Source organism: Jannaschia pohangensis (assembly GCF_900113875.1).
Lineage (GTDB): Bacteria > Pseudomonadota > Alphaproteobacteria > Rhodobacterales > Rhodobacteraceae > Jannaschia > Jannaschia pohangensis.
Genome location: NZ_FORA01000001.1, coordinates 952,596 through 971,796 on the forward strand (window position 1 = coordinate 952,596; position 19,201 = coordinate 971,796).

Consider the following 19,201-nt stretch of genomic DNA (forward strand, 5'->3'; position numbering starts at 1 on the left):
CGTCCAGCCGATCCGCGCCCCTTCCCCTTGTCCTTCACCGGCATATGTTGCATCCGCGAAGGCGGCTGAGATGGGAGACCCACGCGATGGCGGACGGACACATGGACATGAATGCAAACGTGAAACCAACCCGGGATATCTCGGTCCGTGATGTGTTCGGCATCGACAGCAACATGACCGTCAAGGGTTTCGAAGACCGAGCCGACCGCGTCCCCGAGATCGACAGCACCTACAAGTTCGACCCCGACACCACGCTGGCGATCCTGGCGGGCTTTGGCTGGAACCGCCGGGTGATGATCCAGGGCTATCATGGCACCGGCAAATCGACGCACATCGAGCAGGTCGCCGCCCGCCTGAATTGGCCCTGTGTCCGCGTAAACCTCGACAGCCACATCAGCCGGATCGACCTGATCGGTAAGGACGCGATCCGCCTGAAGGACGGCGTCCAGGTCACCGAATTCCACGAAGGCATCCTGCCCTGGGCGCTGCGCAACCCCGTTGCCATCGTGTTCGATGAATATGACGCGGGCCGCGCCGACGTGATGTTCGTGATCCAGCGCGTGCTGGAGCATGACGGCAAGCTGACCCTGATGGACCAGAACACCATCATCGAGCCGCACCCGTCCTTCCGCCTGTTCGCCACCGCAAACACGGTCGGCCTCGGGGACACGACCGGCCTTTACCACGGCACGCAGCAGATCAACCAGGCGCAGATGGACCGTTGGTCCCTCGTGGCGACGCTCAACTACCTTAGCCACGATGCCGAGACGGCCATCGTGCTGGCCAAGAACAGCCACTACAACACCGAGAAGGGTCGCCAGACCATCAGCCGGATGGTGACCGTCGCCGACCTGACCCGGACGGCCTTCATGAACGGTGATCTGTCCACGGTAATGTCGCCGCGCACGGTGCTGGCCTGGGCGCAGAATGCGGAAATCTTCCGCGATGTCGGCTATGCCTTCCGGCTGTCGTTCCTGAACAAATGCGACGAGCTGGAGCGCCAGACCGTCGCCGAGTTCTATCAGCGCTGCTTCGACGAGGAATTGCCGGAAAGCGCCGCGAGCATGTCGCTCGGCTAGTCTGGCCAAAGGGCCGCCCCGATCGTCATCGCGACGTCGAGGCGGCCTTTTGCTTATTTGACCTTCTTGCCCGCCACGACGATTTCGGCGCGCGGCGGCGCGGCCTGGATCGTCTTCACGACTTCCTTCTTCGGCTTCTTGGCTTCCTTGTTGCCCTTCTTGTTGTCATTGCGGCCCATGGTCTGTCCTTTCGGCGCGACGCCGGCCTGGCCGTGCGTTGCGTGAGATGATGTTGCGATGAACCAGGGTTGCCCGGACCTGCGCGGTCAGGGGCGATGATCCCGGCCTGCCGCGCGGATACGGCGGCAGGCATGGGTTCGATTTTACGCCTCGGATCGCGACGCGGCAAGCGACATCGCATCGGGGGCCACGGCGGCCGTTGACGGCACGTCACTGCGACTGCGCGACCGCAGGGCATGAAAAACGCCCGCCATGCCTTTGACAGGTCCATTTTTTGCCCCGACCCTGTGTTTGCGTCACAGATCAGGCCCTCGGGCCCCTGAAACCTTGGGAACCATACGATGAAGATGAAGATCGGGGCCGAATTGCCCGACGGATACGAGCCGACCCACGAAGACCTGGCCGCCGTTGCCGGAACCATGCTGGCCCGCACGCTGCTACCGCTCTTTGCCGAGAACATGTCCGAAGACATGGCCCGCGCCAACGTCGAGGCGATCGTGACGGAACTGTCGTATCTGTTCGACGAGGGCGAGATCGAGATCGGGGGCAAGACGTTCTTTCCGCGCCTGGCCTTCGTGAATGCCGAGGGCGCGGCGCTGCCGGGGCTGGCCGAGATGACCAACCTGCACGAGCTGACGGCGACACCCTTTGACGTCGATCCGAACGCGATGGTCACCTTCGAGGACGAGGCCGAATAGACGGGCCGGACCCGCCCGACCACTGGACTGGAAGGCCTCACTCGACTCGCTTTTACATATTGCCCGTTTGACAGGCGCCCAGAAGCAGTCAACGCTGCTTTCATGAGCAGAATGAAAAGTCTGGTCGTCATCGCCCTTCTGACGACCGCAGGGACTGCACAGGCGGGCGAACCTCTGGAGAGGACCTTTGCCCATTGCGCGGGGCGGATGTCGGCGGACATGGAGCATCGCTGGCTCATGGGCGAACCCGCCGAAGAGGCAGAGGCCCGGCGAAACGCCATGGTTGCCCTTCTGTTCAGCCTGGATTGGTCGCTGCCGCCGGAACGGGTGCTCGACATGCGGATCGCGGCGAAATTCGCCCATGCATCCCTCCTGCAACGCGCGGCCTTCGCCCCGGACCCCGAGGAAGCGGCCCGCGCCGCCCGCCGGGCCGAGGTCGAACTGGCCCATTGCGCGGGCCTTGTCCTGATGTAGGGTACAAAAGCCGGGCGCCTCACCCAAATGAGTGACAGCCGCCAAGCAAAGCTCCGTCATCCTTCGGTCATAGAAACCTTAGATGATTGGAAATCATGATGTTTACGCCTCTCAAGTCAGTTGCTGCCTTCGTTGCGCTCAGCCTTCTAGTCGCCCCGCTTCAATCACAAGCACAGCAAACAACCACCACCGCGATTGGGCTTTCAAATGTGTTCGAGCAATACACCAAGCGGTATCCGCATGTCGTCGACGTCAAGAACATGCAAACCTACCTCGGGGATTGGGAGTGCACGCTGGACGGACGGGGAGCCTCGCTGAGGATCATCCAGCCCGCTGAAAAGCGGACGACCTGTCAGGTCGATCAGCCGAATGTTTGCTCGATCAGCGTGCGGTATCACACCCCGAAGATCTTCTTCCGCGACCACGGTTGGGACGGATCGGGTGCGAATGGTCCCTCGGTTCAAATGATGAATGTGAGCCCGGGCTATACCGGCGCGACCCTCCGCCATCCCGATGGGAACGAATGGCATTTTGGCGGTCGCGATTTCATCACCACGCCCACTCATCAGATCACGCTGGCAAACAGACTTGAAGGAAATTCCACCTGGCGGGGGCGTCAATACCCCCTCTCGTGCGACCGGGTCTGGGCGCCGGGCACGCGCCTCTATTGACCGCCACGGCAAGAGGGCGCGGGGCTTGCCCTGACGCCCCCTCTGCATCATCTAGGGCGGTATGACCAAACCGAGCGACAATCCCGCCGATCCCTTCAAGAAGGCCCTCGCCGAAGCCACCAAAACGATGGCCGACGACCCGGACCTGTCTGTCAGCTATTCGGTGGACCCGCCGGGCCAGTCGAACGACTCGGTGCGCCTGCCGCAGATCAGCCGCCGCATGACGCGGGACGAGGTGATGTTCGCGCGCGGCACGGCGGATGCCTTCGCCCTGCGCCACCGCCACCACGACAACGGTGTCAACGCCCGCTACCTGCCGCAGGGCAACATGGCGCGCGAACTTTATGACGCGATGGAGACCGCCCGCTGCGAGGCCGTGGGCACGCGGGCCATGCCGGGCACCGCGGGCAACATCGACGCCAAGATCAACGTGGAGGCGACGCGCAAGGGGTACGGCGACGTCACCGACAAGGCGCAGATCCCGCTGGCCGTGGCGGCCGGTTACTGGATCCGTCAGATGGCGACGGGGCGACCGCTGCCCAAGGGGGCGGAACATGCGCTCGACCTGTGGCGCGGCTTCATCGAGGAATCGACCGGCGACCGCATCGCGTCGTTGCAGGGCGTGCTGGCCGACCAGACCGCCTTTGCCCGCATGGCGCGCGACCTGATTGCCGACCTCGGCTACGGCGACCAACTGGGCGACGACCCCGACCTGGAGGACGAGGATCAGGAAGACGAGGGTCAGCCCGAGGACGAGGACGAAGAGCCCGACAGCACCGGTCAGGACGATCAGGAGGACGAGGCCGACGCCTCGCCCGAGCAGTCGCAGGAGCAGCAGGACGATCCGTCGCAGGCGCAGGTCTCGATGGACGACATGGCCGATCAGGAGGCCGGGGAAGAGGCGGATATGCCCGACGCCCAGTCGGACATGGAACCGCCCGCGCCGCAGCCCGTGTCGGACGCGGATCCGAATTACACCATCTATTCCGACAAGGACGACGAAGTGGTCGGGGCTGAAGAGCTGGCCGAACCCGCCGAGCTGGAACGCCTGCGCGCCTATCTCGACCAGCAGTTGGAGCCGCTCAAGGGCGCGGTATCGCGGCTGGCCAACAAGTTGCAGCGCCGCCTGCAGGCGCAGCAGAACCGGTCCTGGGAATTCGACCTGGAGGAAGGCATTCTGGACGCCGGTCGGCTGGCCCGTGTCGTCGCCAACCCCACGACACCCCTGTCGTTCAAGATGGAGCGGGACACCGAATTCCGCGACACCTGCGTGACGCTGCTGCTCGACAACTCCGGCTCGATGCGGGGTCGCCCGATCTCCATCGCCGCCATCTGTGCCGATGTTCTGGCCCGCACGCTGGAACGGTGCGGCGTCAAGGTCGAGATCCTGGGCTTCACCACCCGTGCGTGGAAGGGCGGGCTGGCCCGCGAGGCCTGGCTGAAGGATGGCCGTCCCGCCGCCCCCGGTCGCCTGAACGACCTGCGGCACATCATCTACAAATCCGCCGACGCGCCCTGGCGTCGGGTCCGTCCCAACCTGGGGCTGATGATGAAGGAAGGCCTGCTGAAGGAGAACATCGACGGCGAGGCGCTGGAATGGGCGCACCGCCGGATGGTCGCCCGCCCCGAGGCGCGCAAGATCCTGATGGTGATCTCGGATGGCGCGCCGGTGGACGACAGCACCCTGTCGGTGAACCCGGCCAACTTCCTGGAAAAGCACCTGCGCGACGTGATCGCCATGGTCGAAAAGCGGCGGGCGGTCGAATTGCTGGCGATCGGGATCGGCCATGACGTGACGCGTTATTACGACCGCGCCGTGACCATCACGGATGTGGAGCAATTGGCGGGTGCCATGACCGAACAGCTGGCCGCGCTCTTTGACAGCGATCCGCGGGCCCGCGCCCGGGTGATGGGCATGCGCCGCGCGTCCTGATCCGCGACCCGCATCCGCCGCAAAAATCCGTTTCCGTTGGCCCAAAATTGCCAATATCCATGACGTGCCGGGGGATTGCGCCCCGCAGCAGCCCGGAAGGCCCCTCATGTTCCAGAGCTTCGACGTCTCCGCCCGACCCGACGCGGCCGCCCCCCGTGTGGCCCGCCTGCGCGCGTGGATGGCGGGCGAGGCGCTGGATGCCTATCTGGTGCCCCGGGCCGACGCGCATCAGGGCGAATACGTCGCCCCCTGCGACGAAAGGCTGGCCTATATCAGCGGCTTCACCGGGTCCGCCGGATTCGCGGTGATCCTGGCCGCGCGGGCCGCCGTCTTCACCGACGGGCGCTACAAGTTGCAAGTTCGGACCCAGACCGACCCGCAGATGTTCGAGACGGTGAACTGGCCCTCTACCGGGCTGGCCGACTGGCTGCCCGGGGCGTTGCCTGACGGCGGGCGTGTCGGCTTCGACCCCATGCTCCATACCGAGCGGGATCTGGCCCCCCTGCGCAAGTTGACGGGGATCGAGCTGGTGCCCGTGGCGAACGGCGTCGATGCCATCTGGGACGACCGCCCCCCTCCGCCGGTCGCACCGATGTTCGCCTATCCCGACGATCTGGCCGGTCGCTCCGCTGCCGACAAGCGCGCGGAAATTGCCAGGGCCCTGACCGCCGAGGGCGTGGACAGTTTCGTGACCAGCCAGCCCGAAGCGATTGCCTGGTTGCTCAACATCCGGGGCAACGACATTCCGCGCACGCCCGTGGCACAGGCCTTTGCGGTGATCCACGCCGATGGACAGGTCGACCTGATCTGCGATCCGGCCAAGGCGGCCCCGGTCGCGGGGCATCTGGGGGCAGGCGTTCGCATCCTGCCTACCGAAGTGCTGATCGACCATATGGCGGGCTTGTCGGGCAAGGTCGGCTATGACGAGGCGACCTGCGCCGTCGCACTGGTTCAGGCCCTTGGCGAGGGCGTGGCGATCACCAACCCGATCGCCCTGCCGCAGGCCCGCAAATCCGCCGCCGAGATCGCCGCCACCCGCGAGGCCCATTTGCGGGACGGCGCGGCGATGGTGCGGTTCCTGCGCTGGCTGGACCGCGACCGCACGCCGGAGACGACCGAGATCGACGTCGTCCGCGCCCTCGAAGGGTTCCGCCGCGACACCAACGCCCTGCGCGAGATCAGCTTCGAGACCATTTCCGGCTCGGGTCCGAACGGGGCCATCGTCCACTACCGCGTCAATACCGAGACGAACCGGACGCTGGACACCGACACGGTCCTGCTGGTGGATTCGGGCGGCCAATACGTCGACGGCACCACCGACGTCACCCGAACTGTGCCCCTGGGTCAGCCGCCCCGCCACATCGCCCATGCCTTTACCCGGGTCTTGCAGGGCATGATCGCCGTCAGCCGCGCGCGCTTTCCCATCGGGGTGGCCGGCGCGCATCTGGACGCATTGGCCCGCGCACCGCTCTGGGCCGAGCACCGCGACTATGACCACGGGACGGGCCACGGGGTCGGCGTCTATCTGGGCGTCCACGAAGGGCCGGTGCGGATCAGCCGCATCTCGACCCTGCCGCTGGCGCCCGGCATGATCCTGTCGAACGAGCCGGGGTATTACCGCGAGGGCGAATACGGCATCCGGATCGAGAACCTGATCGTCGTCGAGGAGGCGGTCCGCCCGGAAGGTGGCGACGACCGCGACATGCTGGCCTTTTCGACCCTGACTTACGTGCCCATTGACCGCCGCCTGATCCTGAACGATCTTTTGTCACCGGATGAGCGGCGTTGGATCGACGGCTATCATGCCGAGGTGCAGGAAAAGATCGGTCCCCGTCTGGATACCGACGACCGGGCCTGGCTTGACGCGATGTGCGCGCCGCTCTGACCTTTCAACTGACCCGATAGACCGCTAGACGTATCGTCTACCCCAAAGGAGTGCCGCCATGACCACGATCAAAGTGACCCCCGCCGCAGGCACCTGGACGGTTCGCAGCGAAGACGGCGTCATCGTCGAAAGCAGGAACGCCCTGTCGCTGGTCGAAGGCGACCGGCCCTTTGTCATCTATTTCCCGCGCGAAGACATCGCCATGGCCCTGTTCGAGCGGACGGAGTCGAAAACCACCTGCCCCCACAAGGGCGTGGCGTCCTATTACAGCTATGTGGGCCAGTCGTCCTCGATCCCCGACGTCGCCTGGACCTATGAAAAGGTGACCAATCCGGACGCCAAGGCCATCGAAGGCTATATGGCGTTTTACGCGGGCAAGGTTACCGTCGAACAGATCTGAGGGTCGCGCCCCGGTTTCATTCTCCCGCAAGCTCGGCACGGACCTGCATCAGGATTTGGCCAAGCCGGTTCTGTCCCCGCCCGTCCGGACCGCAACCCCAATAGGCGTCCATAGGCGCGTTCTCGACAATCGGGGCATGCCCGATCGACAGAAGCAGCGCGCGCGGGGCTGCGTGGGTCTGGAACTTGCGGCGCACGGCCCGCAGCATGACGCCGTCTTTCACCGCCTCCCAATCGGCGCGTAGAGGCAGCTTTCGGGTCATGCCCAGGGCCTTGGCATCCTTCGGCTTGCGGCTGGCCCGGATCGTTTCACGGTAGGCGGCATCGTCGAATTTCATGGCCTGAAAGAAGTGCTCGACTGTTGGCCACCAGGCACCATCCAGGGCGACGCCGAAGGGTGCGAAATTGGAGAACTCCCAATAGGGGTCGGTCTGGGCGTAGAAATAGATGACGGGGGTCGATGTCGCCTCGTTCACATCGTGGGGCCCCTCAGTTCTGCCGGACCAGCTTGCCCGGGTTCATCACGCCGTCCGGGTCCAGCGCGCGCTTGATTGCGCCCATCACGTCCCAGGCGGCCCCATGTTCCGCCTCCATCAGGTGCAGCTTGCCCAGACCCACGCCATGCTCCCCCGTCGCCGTGCCGCCCAGGTCGAGGGCGTGGGCGACCATGGCATCCGACAGGCGCTTGGCCTCGGTGATTTCCGCAGGACTCGCGCGGTCGACCATCAAAATCGCGTGGTAATTCCCGTCGCCCACGTGCCCCAAGATCGGCCCGTCGAGGGGCGAGGCGTCGATATCCGCCGATGCCCGGGCAATCGCCTCGCCCAGACGGGAAATGGGAACGCAGACATCGGTGACAATCGCCGTGGCCCCGGGGCGCGTCGCCAGAATGGTGTGATAGGCGCGGTGGCGCATCGACCACAGGCGGGTGCGGTCTTCGGGACGGGTGGCCCAGGCATAGCCACTGCCCCCCAGATCGCCCGCGATCTCGCCGAACCGGGCGGCGTCTTCGGCGACCGCGGTGTCCGAGCCGTGGAACTCCAGCAAGAGATGCGGCGTCTCGGGCAGGTCGGCGCCGTCGGCGGCGTTCAGGATGCGGACAGTCGCGGTGTCGACATACTCCATCCGCGCGGGCGTCAGGCCCATCTGCGTGGCCAGGATCACCGCGTCGATGGCCCCCTCGGTCGTCTCGAAGCCGCAGACCGCCGCAGACACCGCCTCGGGCTGGCCGTGCAGGCGCAGCGTCAGCTCGGTGATCAGGCCAAGCGTCCCTTCGGAGCCGACGAACAGTGCGGTCAGATCATAGCCGGCCGAGGATTTGCGCGCCTGCGTCCCGGTGCGAATGATCCGCCCGTCGGCCAGCACCACCTCGAGTCCGCGCACCTGGTCGCGCATCGTCCCATAGCGCAGCGCCGTCGTCCCCGACGCCCGGGTCGAGGCCATGCCGCCAAGCGACGCATTGGCCCCGGGATCAACCGGAAACATCAGGCCCGAGGCGCGCAATTCGCGGTTCAGATCCTCGCGCGTGCAGCCGGGTTGCACCCGCACCAGCATATCCTCGGCCCGCACCTCCAGCACCGCATTCATGTGCCGGAAATCGACGGTGACGCCGCCGCGCGGCGCCGATCCGTGCCCTTCGAGCGCGGTGCCGGCCCCCCATCCGATCACCGGGATGCCGTGGCGCGCACAGATCGCGACGATGGCCGCGACCTGACCCGTGTCGCGCGGATAGGCGACGGCATCGGGCGGCATCTCGGCGTGCCACGTCTCGGATTGGCCGTGAAGGGACAGATCGCTCTTTCCCGTGCTCAGACCTTCGCCTAGCATCAAGCGCAACTCGTCCAGTACGTCGCTCGGGATCATTGCGTCCCCTCCCCGTCGTTTCGGACTCGCTAGCGGCGACAGGCCGAAAGGACAACCGTGACGAACGGCTCCCTCATCCCCCGGGGCTTGGACCTGTGTCGGCACAGTTGGGACGTGATCCTGCAAAAGGGGCCGTCCAAGATCCAGTTCTGGTTCATCGCGCTCGCCATCGGGGTGGCGTCGGGATATGCCGCCGTGGCCTTCATGACGGGGATCGAACTGCTCCAGACGGCGCTCTACGGCATCGACGATCCGAACCGGTTGCACAGCTTTGCCGCGACCCTACCCTGGTATTGGGTCCTGCTGCTGCCTGCGGTCGGCGGGCTGATCGTGGGGTATATCCTGACCCGCTTCACCCCCGACGGACGGGTGCGCGGCCCCGCAGAGGTGATCGAGGCCAGCGCCATGAAGGAGGGCCGGGTCGAGCCGCGCGCGGGCCTCGCCTCCATCGCCGCGTCGCTCATCACCCTGTCGTCGGGCGGGTCATCGGGGCGCGAGGGGCCCGTGGTCCACATGGTCGGTATGATCGCCGGATGGGTGTCGAACCGGATCAACGCCGACGGCATCACGGGCCGCGACCTTCTGGGCTGCGCCGTGGCTGCGGGTGTGGCGGCCAGCTTCAACGCGCCGCTGGCGGGCGCGCTCTTTGCGATGGAAGTGGTGCTGCGCCACTTCTCGGTGCACGCCTTCGCGCCGATCACGATCGCCGCCGTGTCGGGCAGCGTCATCAGCCGGACGCACTTTGGCGACGTCACCGAATTCACCCTGCCCGAGGCGGGGATGCTGGCCTTCTACACCGAACTTCCGGCCTTCCTGATCCTGGGGCTGGTCTGCGGATTGGTCGGCGTGACGTTGATGCGGTCGGTCTTCCTGGCCGAGGATTTCGCCAATCGGATGCAGGGCCTGCTGCGCCTTCCGGCGATGCTGCGCCCGGCGCTGTCGGGGTTGATGCTGGGCGGGATCGCGATCTTCTTTCCGCATATCATCGGCGTCGGGTACGAGACGACCTCGGCGGCCCTGTCGGGCGACCTGATCCTGCAGGAGGCGATCGTCTTCGCCGTCCTCAAGGTGCTGGCCGTGTCCATCACCATGGGCGGCCGCATGGGCGGCGGCATCTTCAGCCCGGCGTTGATGACCGGCGCGCTGACCGGTCTCGCCTTCGGGCTGATCGCCACGGCGATGTTCCCGAACAATTCAGGGTCCGAGACGCTTTATGCATTGGCGGGCATGGGCGCCGTGGGGGCCGCCGTTCTGGGCGCGCCGATCTCGACGACGCTGATCGTGTTCGAACTGACGGGCGACTGGCAGACGGGGTTGGCGGTGATGGTCGCCGTCTCCATCGCCTCGGCCCTGTCGTCGCGGCTGGTGGACCGGTCTTTCTTCCTGACCCAGCTGGAGCGGCGGGGCATCCATCTGGCCGCCGGGCCACAGGCCTATCTGTTGGCGATGTTCAAGGTGTCCGGCGTGATGAAATCGCCCGACCACCCCCGCGCCCCGCCCGAAGACCGCGTCCGCCGCGCCCTGAACGAAGCCCTGTTCGTCGCACCCGGCGACACGCTGGAAAAGGCGATGCCCCTGTTCGAGCGGTCGAATTCCGATTTCCTGGCCGTGGTGCGCTTTGGCGAAAGCGATCAGGCGCCGGAGGTTCTGGGCGTTCTGCTGCATGTCGATGCGCTGCGGGTCTACAACCGCGCCCTGGCCGCCACGGCAGCCGAGGAGCATTCGTGACCTCGGTCGTGATGATCGGCGCGACTGGCGCGGTCGGCGGGCACTGCGCCCGCGCGGTGTCGGGTCGGGGTCAACTCACCAGCCTGGGGCGACGGGTCGCGACGGGGATCGATGCGGCGCAACATGTGGTCGATCTGGCCGATCCGCCGAGCTATGCCGCCCATCTGGCGGGGCAGTCGGTGGCGATCTGCTGTCTTGGGGTCGGCGAGCCATCGAAGGTCACGCGCGACGAATTCCGCCGGATCGACCACGACATCCCGCTAGGCTTTGCGACGGCGGCGCGGGCGGCGGGCGTGGGCCATTTCCTGTTGCTGTCGTCCGTGGGGGCGAACGCCGCCTCGCCCAGTTTCTTTCTGCGCACCAAGGGCCAGCTCGAAGACGGGTTGCGGGCGCTGGCCTTCGACCGGCTCAGCCTGTTCCATCCGTCCATGATCCTGACGCCCGAGAATCGCTATGGCCTGAGCCAGGCGCTGACGCTTGCCATCTGGCCGCGCCTGACGCCGCTGCTGCGTGGGCCGCTTCGCCGGTTTCGGGGGATCGCGGTGGACCGCCTGGGCCAGGCCATCGCCGCCACCGCACTGGGCACGGGGCGGGGCGAGGAGGTGCTCGAATGGCCGCAGATCGTGGCGCGCGCCGATCAGTTCGGGGTGACCTCGACGACCTGAGCGGGCGGCAGGACGGCAGCAACCTGCGCCAAAGCCGACACCGCGATGAGCGAGGCATTGCGCAGCGACGGGACGAGGCCGATGGGGCCGGTCACCCGCGCTCTTTCCGCGGCCGTGAGACCAAGCAACGTCAGTTCCTGCAAGCGCATCTCGTGGGTCCGGCGGCTGCCCATGGCCCCGATGAACCGCGCCTCGGACCGGGCGGCGGTCGCCAGGATCGCAGGCTCCCATTCGTGGTCATGAAACAGGGTCAGCAGCGACGTATGCGCGTCGAGCGGCAGCGTCAGCCCCTGATCCGGCGCGGTCAGGCGCTGCACCGCCACCGTCGGCAGGTCGGCAAGCGCGACCAGGTCGTCCTCTTCGGGCGAAGCGAGGCAGAGCCCCATGCCGGCATGGGCCGTCAGCGCCGCCGTCGCCCGGAACACCGCACCCCGGCCCGCCAGCACCAGCCGCGGCTTGGGCGCATAGCGGATCACGATGGCATCGGCAGCGGCCCCCTCGGGCCCGGCGACCCCCGTGGTCGGCCCGACCGACAGGCGCGCGGGCCGTCGCGCCACCAGATCCCCATGGGCGGCGCGCAGGGCCGCCGCATCGGGGGCGGGGTCGATGACCAGCCCGAGAGTCCCGCCGCAGGGCAATCGCAGGTCCATGAACGGTGACCCCGCGCCATAGGTCGGGCTGCGCACCGCGCCTTCGGCCAAGGCCTCCTGCGCCTGCAGGATCAGGTCGCGGTCGATGCACCCGTTCGACATGTAACCGACCATGTCGCCATCCCGGGACACCACGGCGAGCGACCCGACCTCCCGCGCGGACCCGCCTTCGATGCGGACCGACACGACCAGGGCAAAGGGCGTCCCCGCGTCCAGCAGGTCGCAGGCCCGGGCCAGAACATCCTCGGCCTGTTCGGCATAGGTGATCGGGGGCAAGGGCATGGGGTCAGCCGGTGCCGCCGACACGTTCGGCGAAAGCCGCAAAGAACTTGCCCGCCAGCTTTTTCGAGGTGCTGACGATCAGTCGGCTGCCCAGTTGGGCGATCTTGCCGCCGACATCGGCCTTGGCCTCGTAGCGCAGCAGGGTGCCCTCGGGATGATCTTCCAGCGTGACGTCGGCCCCGCCCTTGGCAAAGCCCGCCGCGCCCCCGGCCCCTTCGCCGGTCAGGGCAAAGCGTTCGGGCGGGGCGATCGGGTCCAGATGCACCTTGCCCGCGAACTTGGCCTTAACCGGACCGATCTTGAGGACGACCTGCGCCTCCAGCTCGGTGTCGGAGGTCTTGGTCAACTCTTCGCAGCCGGGAATGCAGTCCTTCAGGATCTCCGGATCATTGAGCGCGTCATAGACCACCTGGCGCGGTGCGTTGATGATGATTTCGTCTTTGAGTTCCATCCAAGCCCCTCCCGGCGATGCGTCCGGAAGGTCGCACCGGGCGCAGGCGGTGGCAATGGGCAAAGCGTCAGTCGGTCAGCGCCGCCAGTCCGTTTCTGGTCGCGGCGTTGAACCAGGCGACGATCTGCCGACGCTCGGCTTCGGTGATGCCGGTCAGATTGGCCGGCGGCATGGCGTGGCTGACCCCCGATTGCAGATAGATCTGGCGCGCCGCCCCCGCGATGTCGACGCGGGTTTCCAGATGCACACCCTTCGGGGCCCACCGGATGCCGTCCCAATTGGGCTCTCGCGCGTGGCACATGGAGCAGCGACCGAGGACAATGCTCTCCACCTCCTCGAAGCCGGCAGCGGCGACATAGCGGGTCTCTTTTTCGCTCAGCTGCCGCGCATCAAGCGCCTCGTAGTCGCCATCCCAGCTCGACGCGGTCGACAGCCACGCCATGATCACGAAGAGGACCGCCGTCGCGCCCCAGGTCCAGGCCGGACCCTGGCCCGTGGCATGCAGGGTGTTGAAATAATGTCGGATCGTCACGCCGGTCAGGAAGACGAGGCAGGCGATGATCCAGGCGTATTGCGTCCCGAAGGCCAGCGGATAGTGGTTCGACAGCATCAGGAACAACACCGGCAGCGTCAGGTAGTTGTTGTGGGTCGAGCGCAGCTTGGCGATGGCGCCATAGCGCGCGTCAGGCACCCGCCCCTCCTGCAGGTCCTTCACCACGATGCGCTGATTGGGCATGATGACGAAGAACACGTTGGCCGTCATGATCGTCGCCGTCATCGCCCCCAGATGCAGCAAGGCCGCGCGCCCCGTGAAGATCTGGTTGAGCGCCCAGGATGCCGCGACGATCCCTGCGAACAGCACCAGCATCACCGCCGTGGGCCGCGATTTCAGCGGCGACTTGCACAGAAGATCATAGCCGATCCACCCGACGGCGATGAAGGCGGCCGAGATCGCGATGGCCTGCCAGGTGGCCAGGTCCGCCTTGGCCGGGTCGATCAGGAACAGCTCGGCCCCGGCCCAATAGACAATGGCCAGCAACGCCGCACCCGACAGCCAGGTCGAATAGGCCTGCCATTTGTGCCAGGTGAGATGCTCGGGCAGGCGTTCGGGCGCGACCAGGTATTTCGTCGTGTGATAGAAGCCGCCCCCATGCACCTCCCACTCCTCGCCGTAGGCGCCCTCGGGCAGGTCGGCGGCCTTGCGCAGCCCCAGGTCGAGCGCGATGAAATAGAAACTGGCCCCGATCCAGGCAATCCCGGTGATGACGTGCAGCCAGCGAACGGCAAAGGCCAGCCAATCCCACATGATTGCCAGATCATACATCGCGTCTCTCCTTCGGGGTGTGCGGGCAGTCTATGACGGCGCTCATTGTTCCAGTATCCGATGGACCGGGCATAGAGTTTCAAATAATCACGAAGAATGTCCTATTTCGACAACCTTCGGACCTTCGTGCGGATTTTCGAACTGGGCAGCATGTCTGCCGCCGCCCGGGATCAGCGCATTTCCCCCGCCGTGGCCTCGGCCCGGTTGTCGCAGCTCGAATCGCATCTGCATGTCCGCCTGTTCCAGCGCACCACGCGCAGCCTGTCGGCGACGGAACAGGGGCGGCTGTTCTATGCCGGAGCCTGCCGGGTTCTGGATGCGGTCGACGAGGCAGAGGGCTCCGTGGGCGAGGTGACGGCGAACCCGCGCGGGGATCTTCTGGTGGCGGCACCGCTGTGGTTGGGTCGCACCCTGCTTGCGGGGCACATGCCCGCGTTTCGCGAGGTCTACCCGCTGATCCGGGTGCGGTTGCGGCTGAGCGATCGGCGGCTCGACATGACGGCCGAGGGGCTGGACCTGGCCTTTCACGTGGGACGCCCCGCCGACAGCGACCTGCGCATCCGCAAGATCGCGGAGTGTCGCCGCCTTCTCTGTGCCGCCCCCGCCTATATCGCGGCGCGCGGCGCGCCCGAGACGGGCGACCAATTGGCGCGCGGGGCCCATGATTGCCTGAACCTGCGGTTTCCGGGGGCGACCGAATTCCGCTGGACGCTGCTTGGTCCCGACGGGCCCGACACCTTTGAGGTCAGCGGTCCGTTCGAATGCGACGACGGCGACGTGCTGACCGACTGGGCGCTGGCCGGGCACGGGATCGTTCTGAAGCCGGTGTTCGAGGTGGCCGACCACCTTGCCTCGGGCGCGCTGATCGAAGTGTGCAAGCGCACGCCCCCCCTGCCCGCGCAGGTGTCGGTGCTCTATCGGCACCGCCGCCATCAGGACCCGAAGGCGCGCCTGTTCATGGATTTCATGATCGAACGGCTTCAGGCCGACCTCGCCGCGGCTCAGGACCCGCGATAGGTCGAATAGCCGAACGGGCTGAGCAAGAGCGGCACATGGTAATGCGCCGCCTCGGACATCCCGAACCGCAGGGGCACCACGTCGAGGAACCGCGGGCTTTCGGGGGCGACCCCGGCGCGGGTCAGGTAGTCGCCGCAGTGAAACACCAGCTCATAGGTGCCGGTCGCGAACTGATCCTTGGGCAGGATCGGAGCGTCGGTCCGCCCGTCGGCATTCGTCGTCATCTCGGCCAGTTTCGCGCGCGCCTCGCCGTCCAGCCGGAACAATGCGATGCGCAGGCCGTCCGCCGGGCAGCCCCGTGCGGTGTCGAGAACATGGGTCGTCAGATATCCGGCCATCGCACTTCTCCAATCGGGTTTTGGCGGTCAGAATACCGCAAGACGGGCGGATCGAAACCGCCCTTCACGCGAGAGACTGTCAAACGGTTTTTGAAAATTCCGCGTCACTTTATGGCGTATTGTCGCACCAACCCTGAAGGAGTGAGCATGCAACGTTATCCCCGTGACATGCATGGATATGGCGCAACCCCGCCCGAGGCCCAGTGGCCCGGGGGCGCCCGGATCGCCGTCAACCTGGTCCTGAACTACGAAGAAGGCGGGGAAAACAACATCCTGCACGGCGATGGCGCCTCCGAGGCGTTCCTGTCCGAGATCACCGGCGCACAGCCCTGGCCCGGAATGCGGCACGCCAACATGGAATCGATCTATGAATACGGGGCCCGCGCCGGGTTCTGGCGGCTGCACCGGATGCTGCGCGATCTGCCGATCACGGTCTATGGCGTTGCCTCGGCGCTGGCGCGCGGTCCCGGTCAGGTCGAGGCAATGACCCAGGCCGGTTGGGAAATCGCGTCCCATGGCCTCAAATGGGTCGAACACAAGGACATGGCCGAAGGCGACGAACGCGCCGCCATCGCAGAGGCCATCCGCCTGCACACCGAGGTGACGGGGACGGCCCCGCGTGGCTTCTATTGCGGGCGCTCGTCGGGAAACACGATCCGGCTGGCCGCCGAGACCGGGCAATTCGCTTATGTCGCCGACAGCTATGCCGACGATCTGCCCTATTGGGCCGAGGTGGGTGACCGGGATCAGTTGATCGTGCCCTATACGCTCGACGCCAATGACATGCGCTTTGCCATTCAGGCGGGCCACGCCGACGGGGCCTCGTGGGAGACCTATCTGCGCGACAGTTTCGACTGCCTTTACCGCGAAGGCGGTCGCATGATGTCGGTCGGCCTTCATTGCCGTCTGGCGGGGCGTCCCGGTCGGGCCGAGGCGCTGCGCCGTTTCATCGACTACGCCCAGGGGCACGCGGGCGTGTGGTTCGCCACGCGGCTGCAAATCGCCGAACATTGGGCCGAAACCCACCCCCATGTTCGCCGCATCCGCCCGTCGCAGATGGACCGCAAAACGTTCGTATCGGCTTACGGATCGATCTTCGAGCATAGCCCCTGGATCGCCGAACGCGCCTTCGACCTGAACCTTGGGCCAGCCCATGACACCGCGGCGGGTCTGCACAATGCGCTGGCCCGAATGTTCCGGTCTTCCACCGAGGACGAACGTCTGGGCGTTCTGACCGCGCACCCCGATCTGGCCGGAAAGCTGGCCGCCGCCGGACGGCTGACGGCGGATAGCACGGCGGAACAGGCGGGCGCGGGGCTGGACACGTTGACCGACGCGGAGCGGGCGACGTTTCAGGACAGAAACGCCCGATACGTCGCAAAGCACGGATTTCCCTTCATCATCGCCGTGCGCGACCATGACAAGGCGGGCATCCTTGCCGCGATGGACCGGCGCATCGGCAACGACCGCACGGTCGAGTTCGCCGAAGCCTGTCGGCAGGTGGAACGCATCGCCCGGCTTCGCCTTGCGGACCTGTTGCCATGAGCCGGGTCATCCGCACCGCACCGCTGTCGGCCACGGCCTTCGCCCCCTTCGGCGATGTGCTGGAGGTGGCGGGCGCGCCCGACAAGCTGATCAACGCAGGCCTTTGCGGGCGCTATCACGACCGCGCCCGACTCGACTTTGCGGACGGGCGCGCGGGGATCAGCATCTTTGATGCCGTACCCCGCGCCCTGCCCTACACGCTCGACCTGCTGGAGCGGCACCCGGACGGAAGCCAGTGCTTCGTGCCCATGCATGGCAACGACTGGCTGGTCACCGTGGCCCCGGACGCGGGCGGCGCACCCGGCACGCCGCTGGCCTTCATCGTCGGCGCGGGTCAGGCGGTCAACTTTCACCGGGGCACCTGGCATGGCGTTCTGACGCCGCTTCACGCGCCCGGCCTCTTCGCCGTGATCGACCGCATCGGGGACGGCGCGAACCTTCAGGAGCACAGGCTCGAAGCCCCCTATCGCATCGAATTGGGGGGCGCCGCGGGCCCCTAGGGCCGGTGACACAACAGGGAGAGAACCACAGATGGCCGACACGTCCATAGGCACGGCGGCGCAATTGCGCGACCCGGACTACACACCACCGCTGGCCAAGGCGGTGCCGCTCGGCATCCAGCATGTGCTGGCGATGTTCGTCAGCAACGTCACCCCTGCGATCATCATCGCCGGGGCCGCAGGCTTCGGCTTCGGGTCGGATGCGGGCGCGCAGGGCTTTCCGGACATGACCTATCTGATCCAGATGTCGATGCTGTTCGCGGGCACCGCAACCCTGTTCCAGACCATCGGGTTCGGCCCCGTGGGCGCGCGGTTGCCCATCGTTCAGGGCACCTCATTCGCGTTCATCCCGATCATGATCCCGCTGGTCGCGGGCAAGGGCATCGAGGCACTTCCTGCGCTCTTCGGCGGCGTCGTCATCGGCGGCCTGTTCCACACGCTGATCGCCACGTTCATCGGCAAGATCCGCTTTGCCCTGCCGCCACTGGTGACCGGCCTCGTGGTCACGATGATCGGCCTCGCGCTGGTCAAGGTCGGCATCGAATACGCCGCCGGGGGCGTGCCCGCCAAGGCGGCCGACCTGCCGGAATACGGCAGCCTGCTGAACTGGTCCGCAGCGCTTGTGGTCATCTTCGTGACGCTGGCGCTCAAGTTCTATGCCAAGGGCATGCTGGCGGTCTCGGCGGTCGTGATCGGCATTTTCGTCGGGTATTTCTATGCCATGGCCATGGGCATGGTCACGCTGGAGAGCATCACCACAAGCTGGAGCCGCGCCGCCGCCGTGTCCTTCCCGATCCCGTTCAAATACGGCTTCGAGATGAGCTTTGCCGCCATCGTCGGCTTTTGCCTGATGGCCTTCGTCTCGGCGGTGGAGACCGTGGGCGACGTCTCGGGCATCACCAAGGGCGGGGCCGGACGCGAAGCCACCGAAAAGGAAATCACCGGTGCGACCTATGCCGACGGTCTGGGCACGGCGGTGGCAGGCGTCTTCGGCGGCTTCCCCAACACCTCCTTCAGCCAGAACGTCGGATTGATCGCCATGACCGGCGTGATGTCGCGCCACGTGGTGACCATCGGCGCGATCTTCCTGATCATTTGCGGGTTGGTCCCCAAGGTCGGCGCGGTGATCCGCACCATCCCGATCGAGGTTCTGGGCGGCGGCGTCATCGTCATGTTCGGCATGGTCGTGGCGGCGGGCATCTCGATGCTGTCGGACGTGAACTGGAACCGCCGGAACATGGTTATCTTCGCCATCGCGCTGTCGGTCGGTCTGGGCCTGCAACTGGACCCGCAGGCGGTTCAGTACCTGCCCGAGACCGTGCGCATCCTGATGACGTCGGGCCTGCTGCCTGCGGCTGTGATCGCCATCGTGCTGAACCTGATCCTGCCCGAAGAGCTGGCCGGTGAGGCGACCGAGGAAGTCTCGGGTGGGATGGCCGGCAATGGGACGTTCGGGGCCAGGGACGCCTCGCAGCGCTGAACGCCGACCATTCGGACATCAAAAAGGCCCCCGCTGCAA

At 66.4% G+C, this 19,201-nt stretch carries 20 protein-coding genes; 13 read left to right on the top strand and 7 right to left on the bottom strand.

Annotated elements, in window-relative coordinates; all coding sequences use genetic code 11:
• The first annotated feature begins 86 nt into the window (after positions 1-86).
• The gene (gene cobS, locus BM002_RS04720; RefSeq protein WP_092777778.1) at positions 87-1,079 is read left to right on the top strand and encodes a cobaltochelatase subunit CobS; all 993 of its coding nucleotides are present in this window, start codon (positions 87-89) and stop codon (positions 1,077-1,079) included.
• 53 nt (positions 1,080-1,132) lie between these two features.
• Here cobS and BM002_RS19625 read toward each other — a convergent pair whose 3' ends face one another.
• Positions 1,133-1,258: a hypothetical protein gene (locus BM002_RS19625; RefSeq protein WP_281243795.1), complete on the bottom strand. Its 126-nt coding sequence runs from the start codon at positions 1,256-1,258 to the stop codon at positions 1,133-1,135.
• 342 nt (positions 1,259-1,600) lie between these two features.
• Here BM002_RS19625 and BM002_RS04725 point away from each other — a divergent pair, with 342 nt between their 5' ends.
• The 6 genes from BM002_RS04725 to BM002_RS04750 all read left to right on the top strand — a co-directional run bounded on the left by BM002_RS04725 (position 1,601) and on the right by BM002_RS04750 (position 7,320).
• Positions 1,601-1,957, top strand: a complete 357-nt coding sequence (locus tag BM002_RS04725; protein WP_092777780.1) for a hypothetical protein — start codon at positions 1,601-1,603, stop codon at positions 1,955-1,957.
• Between the two features lie 102 nt (positions 1,958-2,059).
• On the top strand, positions 2,060-2,431 hold the full coding sequence (locus tag BM002_RS04730; RefSeq protein WP_139212254.1) for a hypothetical protein: 372 nt from the start codon (positions 2,060-2,062) through the stop codon (positions 2,429-2,431).
• Between the two features lie 98 nt (positions 2,432-2,529).
• A complete protein-coding gene (locus BM002_RS04735) occupies positions 2,530-3,102 on the top strand; it encodes a hypothetical protein (protein ID WP_139212256.1) in 573 nt (190 codons plus the stop codon).
• A gap of 61 nt (positions 3,103-3,163) precedes the next feature.
• On the top strand, positions 3,164-5,035 hold the full coding sequence (cobT, locus tag BM002_RS04740) for a cobaltochelatase subunit CobT (RefSeq protein ID WP_092777786.1): 1,872 nt from the start codon (positions 3,164-3,166) through the stop codon (positions 5,033-5,035).
• 106 nt (positions 5,036-5,141) lie between these two features.
• Positions 5,142-6,920 (top strand): aminopeptidase P family protein, encoded by a 1,779-nt coding sequence (locus tag BM002_RS04745; protein WP_092777788.1) that lies wholly within the window; start codon positions 5,142-5,144, stop codon positions 6,918-6,920.
• A 58-nt stretch (positions 6,921-6,978) separates the two neighbouring features.
• On the top strand, positions 6,979-7,320 hold the full coding sequence (locus BM002_RS04750) for a DUF427 domain-containing protein (RefSeq protein ID WP_092777790.1): 342 nt from the start codon (positions 6,979-6,981) through the stop codon (positions 7,318-7,320).
• Positions 7,321-7,336: 16 nt separating this feature from the next.
• On the opposite strand, the gene BM002_RS04755 is transcribed toward BM002_RS04750, so the two are convergent.
• Positions 7,337-7,795, bottom strand: a complete 459-nt coding sequence (locus BM002_RS04755) for a riboflavin biosynthesis intermediates N-glycosidase (protein WP_139212258.1) — start codon at positions 7,793-7,795, stop codon at positions 7,337-7,339.
• 13 nt (positions 7,796-7,808) lie between these two features.
• A complete protein-coding gene (locus tag BM002_RS04760) occupies positions 7,809-9,182 on the bottom strand; it encodes an FAD-binding oxidoreductase (RefSeq protein WP_092777792.1) in 1,374 nt (457 codons plus the stop codon).
• Positions 9,183-9,239: 57 nt separating this feature from the next.
• Here BM002_RS04760 and BM002_RS04765 point away from each other — a divergent pair, with 57 nt between their 5' ends.
• Positions 9,240-10,910, top strand: coding sequence for a chloride channel protein (locus tag BM002_RS04765; RefSeq protein WP_245749124.1), 1,671 nt, complete (start codon positions 9,240-9,242; stop codon positions 10,908-10,910).
• Positions 10,907-11,575: an NAD(P)H-binding protein gene (locus BM002_RS04770; protein WP_139212260.1), complete on the top strand. Its 669-nt coding sequence runs from the start codon at positions 10,907-10,909 to the stop codon at positions 11,573-11,575. Before BM002_RS04765 ends, BM002_RS04770 begins: the two co-directional genes overlap by 4 nt.
• Here the strand turns inward: BM002_RS04770 and BM002_RS04775 are convergent.
• The 3 genes from BM002_RS04775 to BM002_RS04785 form a co-directional block, all read right to left on the bottom strand.
• Positions 11,548-12,507 carry an XdhC family protein gene (locus tag BM002_RS04775; RefSeq protein ID WP_092777796.1) on the bottom strand — a complete coding sequence of 320 codons (960 nt, stop codon included), beginning with the start codon at positions 12,505-12,507 and terminating at the stop codon, positions 11,548-11,550. The two genes, BM002_RS04770 and BM002_RS04775, sit on opposite strands and share 28 nt — an antisense overlap.
• 4 nt (positions 12,508-12,511) lie before the next feature.
• The gene (locus BM002_RS04780) at positions 12,512-12,958 is read right to left on the bottom strand and encodes an SRPBCC family protein (RefSeq protein ID WP_092777798.1); all 447 of its coding nucleotides are present in this window, start codon (positions 12,956-12,958) and stop codon (positions 12,512-12,514) included.
• A 67-nt stretch (positions 12,959-13,025) separates the two neighbouring features.
• Positions 13,026-14,282 carry a urate hydroxylase PuuD gene (locus BM002_RS04785; RefSeq protein WP_092777800.1) on the bottom strand — a complete coding sequence of 419 codons (1,257 nt, stop codon included), beginning with the start codon at positions 14,280-14,282 and terminating at the stop codon, positions 13,026-13,028.
• 96 nt (positions 14,283-14,378) lie between these two features.
• On the opposite strand from BM002_RS04785, the gene BM002_RS04790 reads away from it, so the two are divergent.
• Positions 14,379-15,299, top strand: a complete 921-nt coding sequence (locus BM002_RS04790; RefSeq protein ID WP_092777802.1) for a LysR family transcriptional regulator — start codon at positions 14,379-14,381, stop codon at positions 15,297-15,299.
• Here BM002_RS04790 and uraH read toward each other — a convergent pair.
• A complete protein-coding gene (gene uraH, locus BM002_RS04795; RefSeq protein WP_092777804.1) occupies positions 15,284-15,637 on the bottom strand; it encodes a hydroxyisourate hydrolase in 354 nt (117 codons plus the stop codon). The two genes, BM002_RS04790 and uraH, sit on opposite strands and share 16 nt — an antisense overlap.
• Before the next feature lie 147 nt (positions 15,638-15,784).
• On the opposite strand from uraH, the gene puuE reads away from it, so the two are divergent.
• From puuE to BM002_RS04810, 3 genes are read left to right on the top strand one after another with little or no spacing between them, the layout of a single operon-like run.
• Positions 15,785-17,182: an allantoinase PuuE gene (gene puuE / locus BM002_RS04800; protein ID WP_092777806.1), complete on the top strand. Its 1,398-nt coding sequence runs from the start codon at positions 15,785-15,787 to the stop codon at positions 17,180-17,182.
• Positions 17,179-17,682 (top strand): ureidoglycolate lyase, encoded by a 504-nt coding sequence (locus tag BM002_RS04805; RefSeq protein ID WP_092777808.1) that lies wholly within the window; start codon positions 17,179-17,181, stop codon positions 17,680-17,682. The genes puuE and BM002_RS04805 overlap by 4 nt, the downstream gene beginning before the upstream one ends.
• Positions 17,683-17,713: 31 nt before the next feature.
• The gene (locus BM002_RS04810) at positions 17,714-19,162 is read left to right on the top strand and encodes a nucleobase:cation symporter-2 family protein (RefSeq protein WP_092777810.1); all 1,449 of its coding nucleotides are present in this window, start codon (positions 17,714-17,716) and stop codon (positions 19,160-19,162) included.
• Positions 19,163-19,201: the final 39 nt, after the last annotated feature.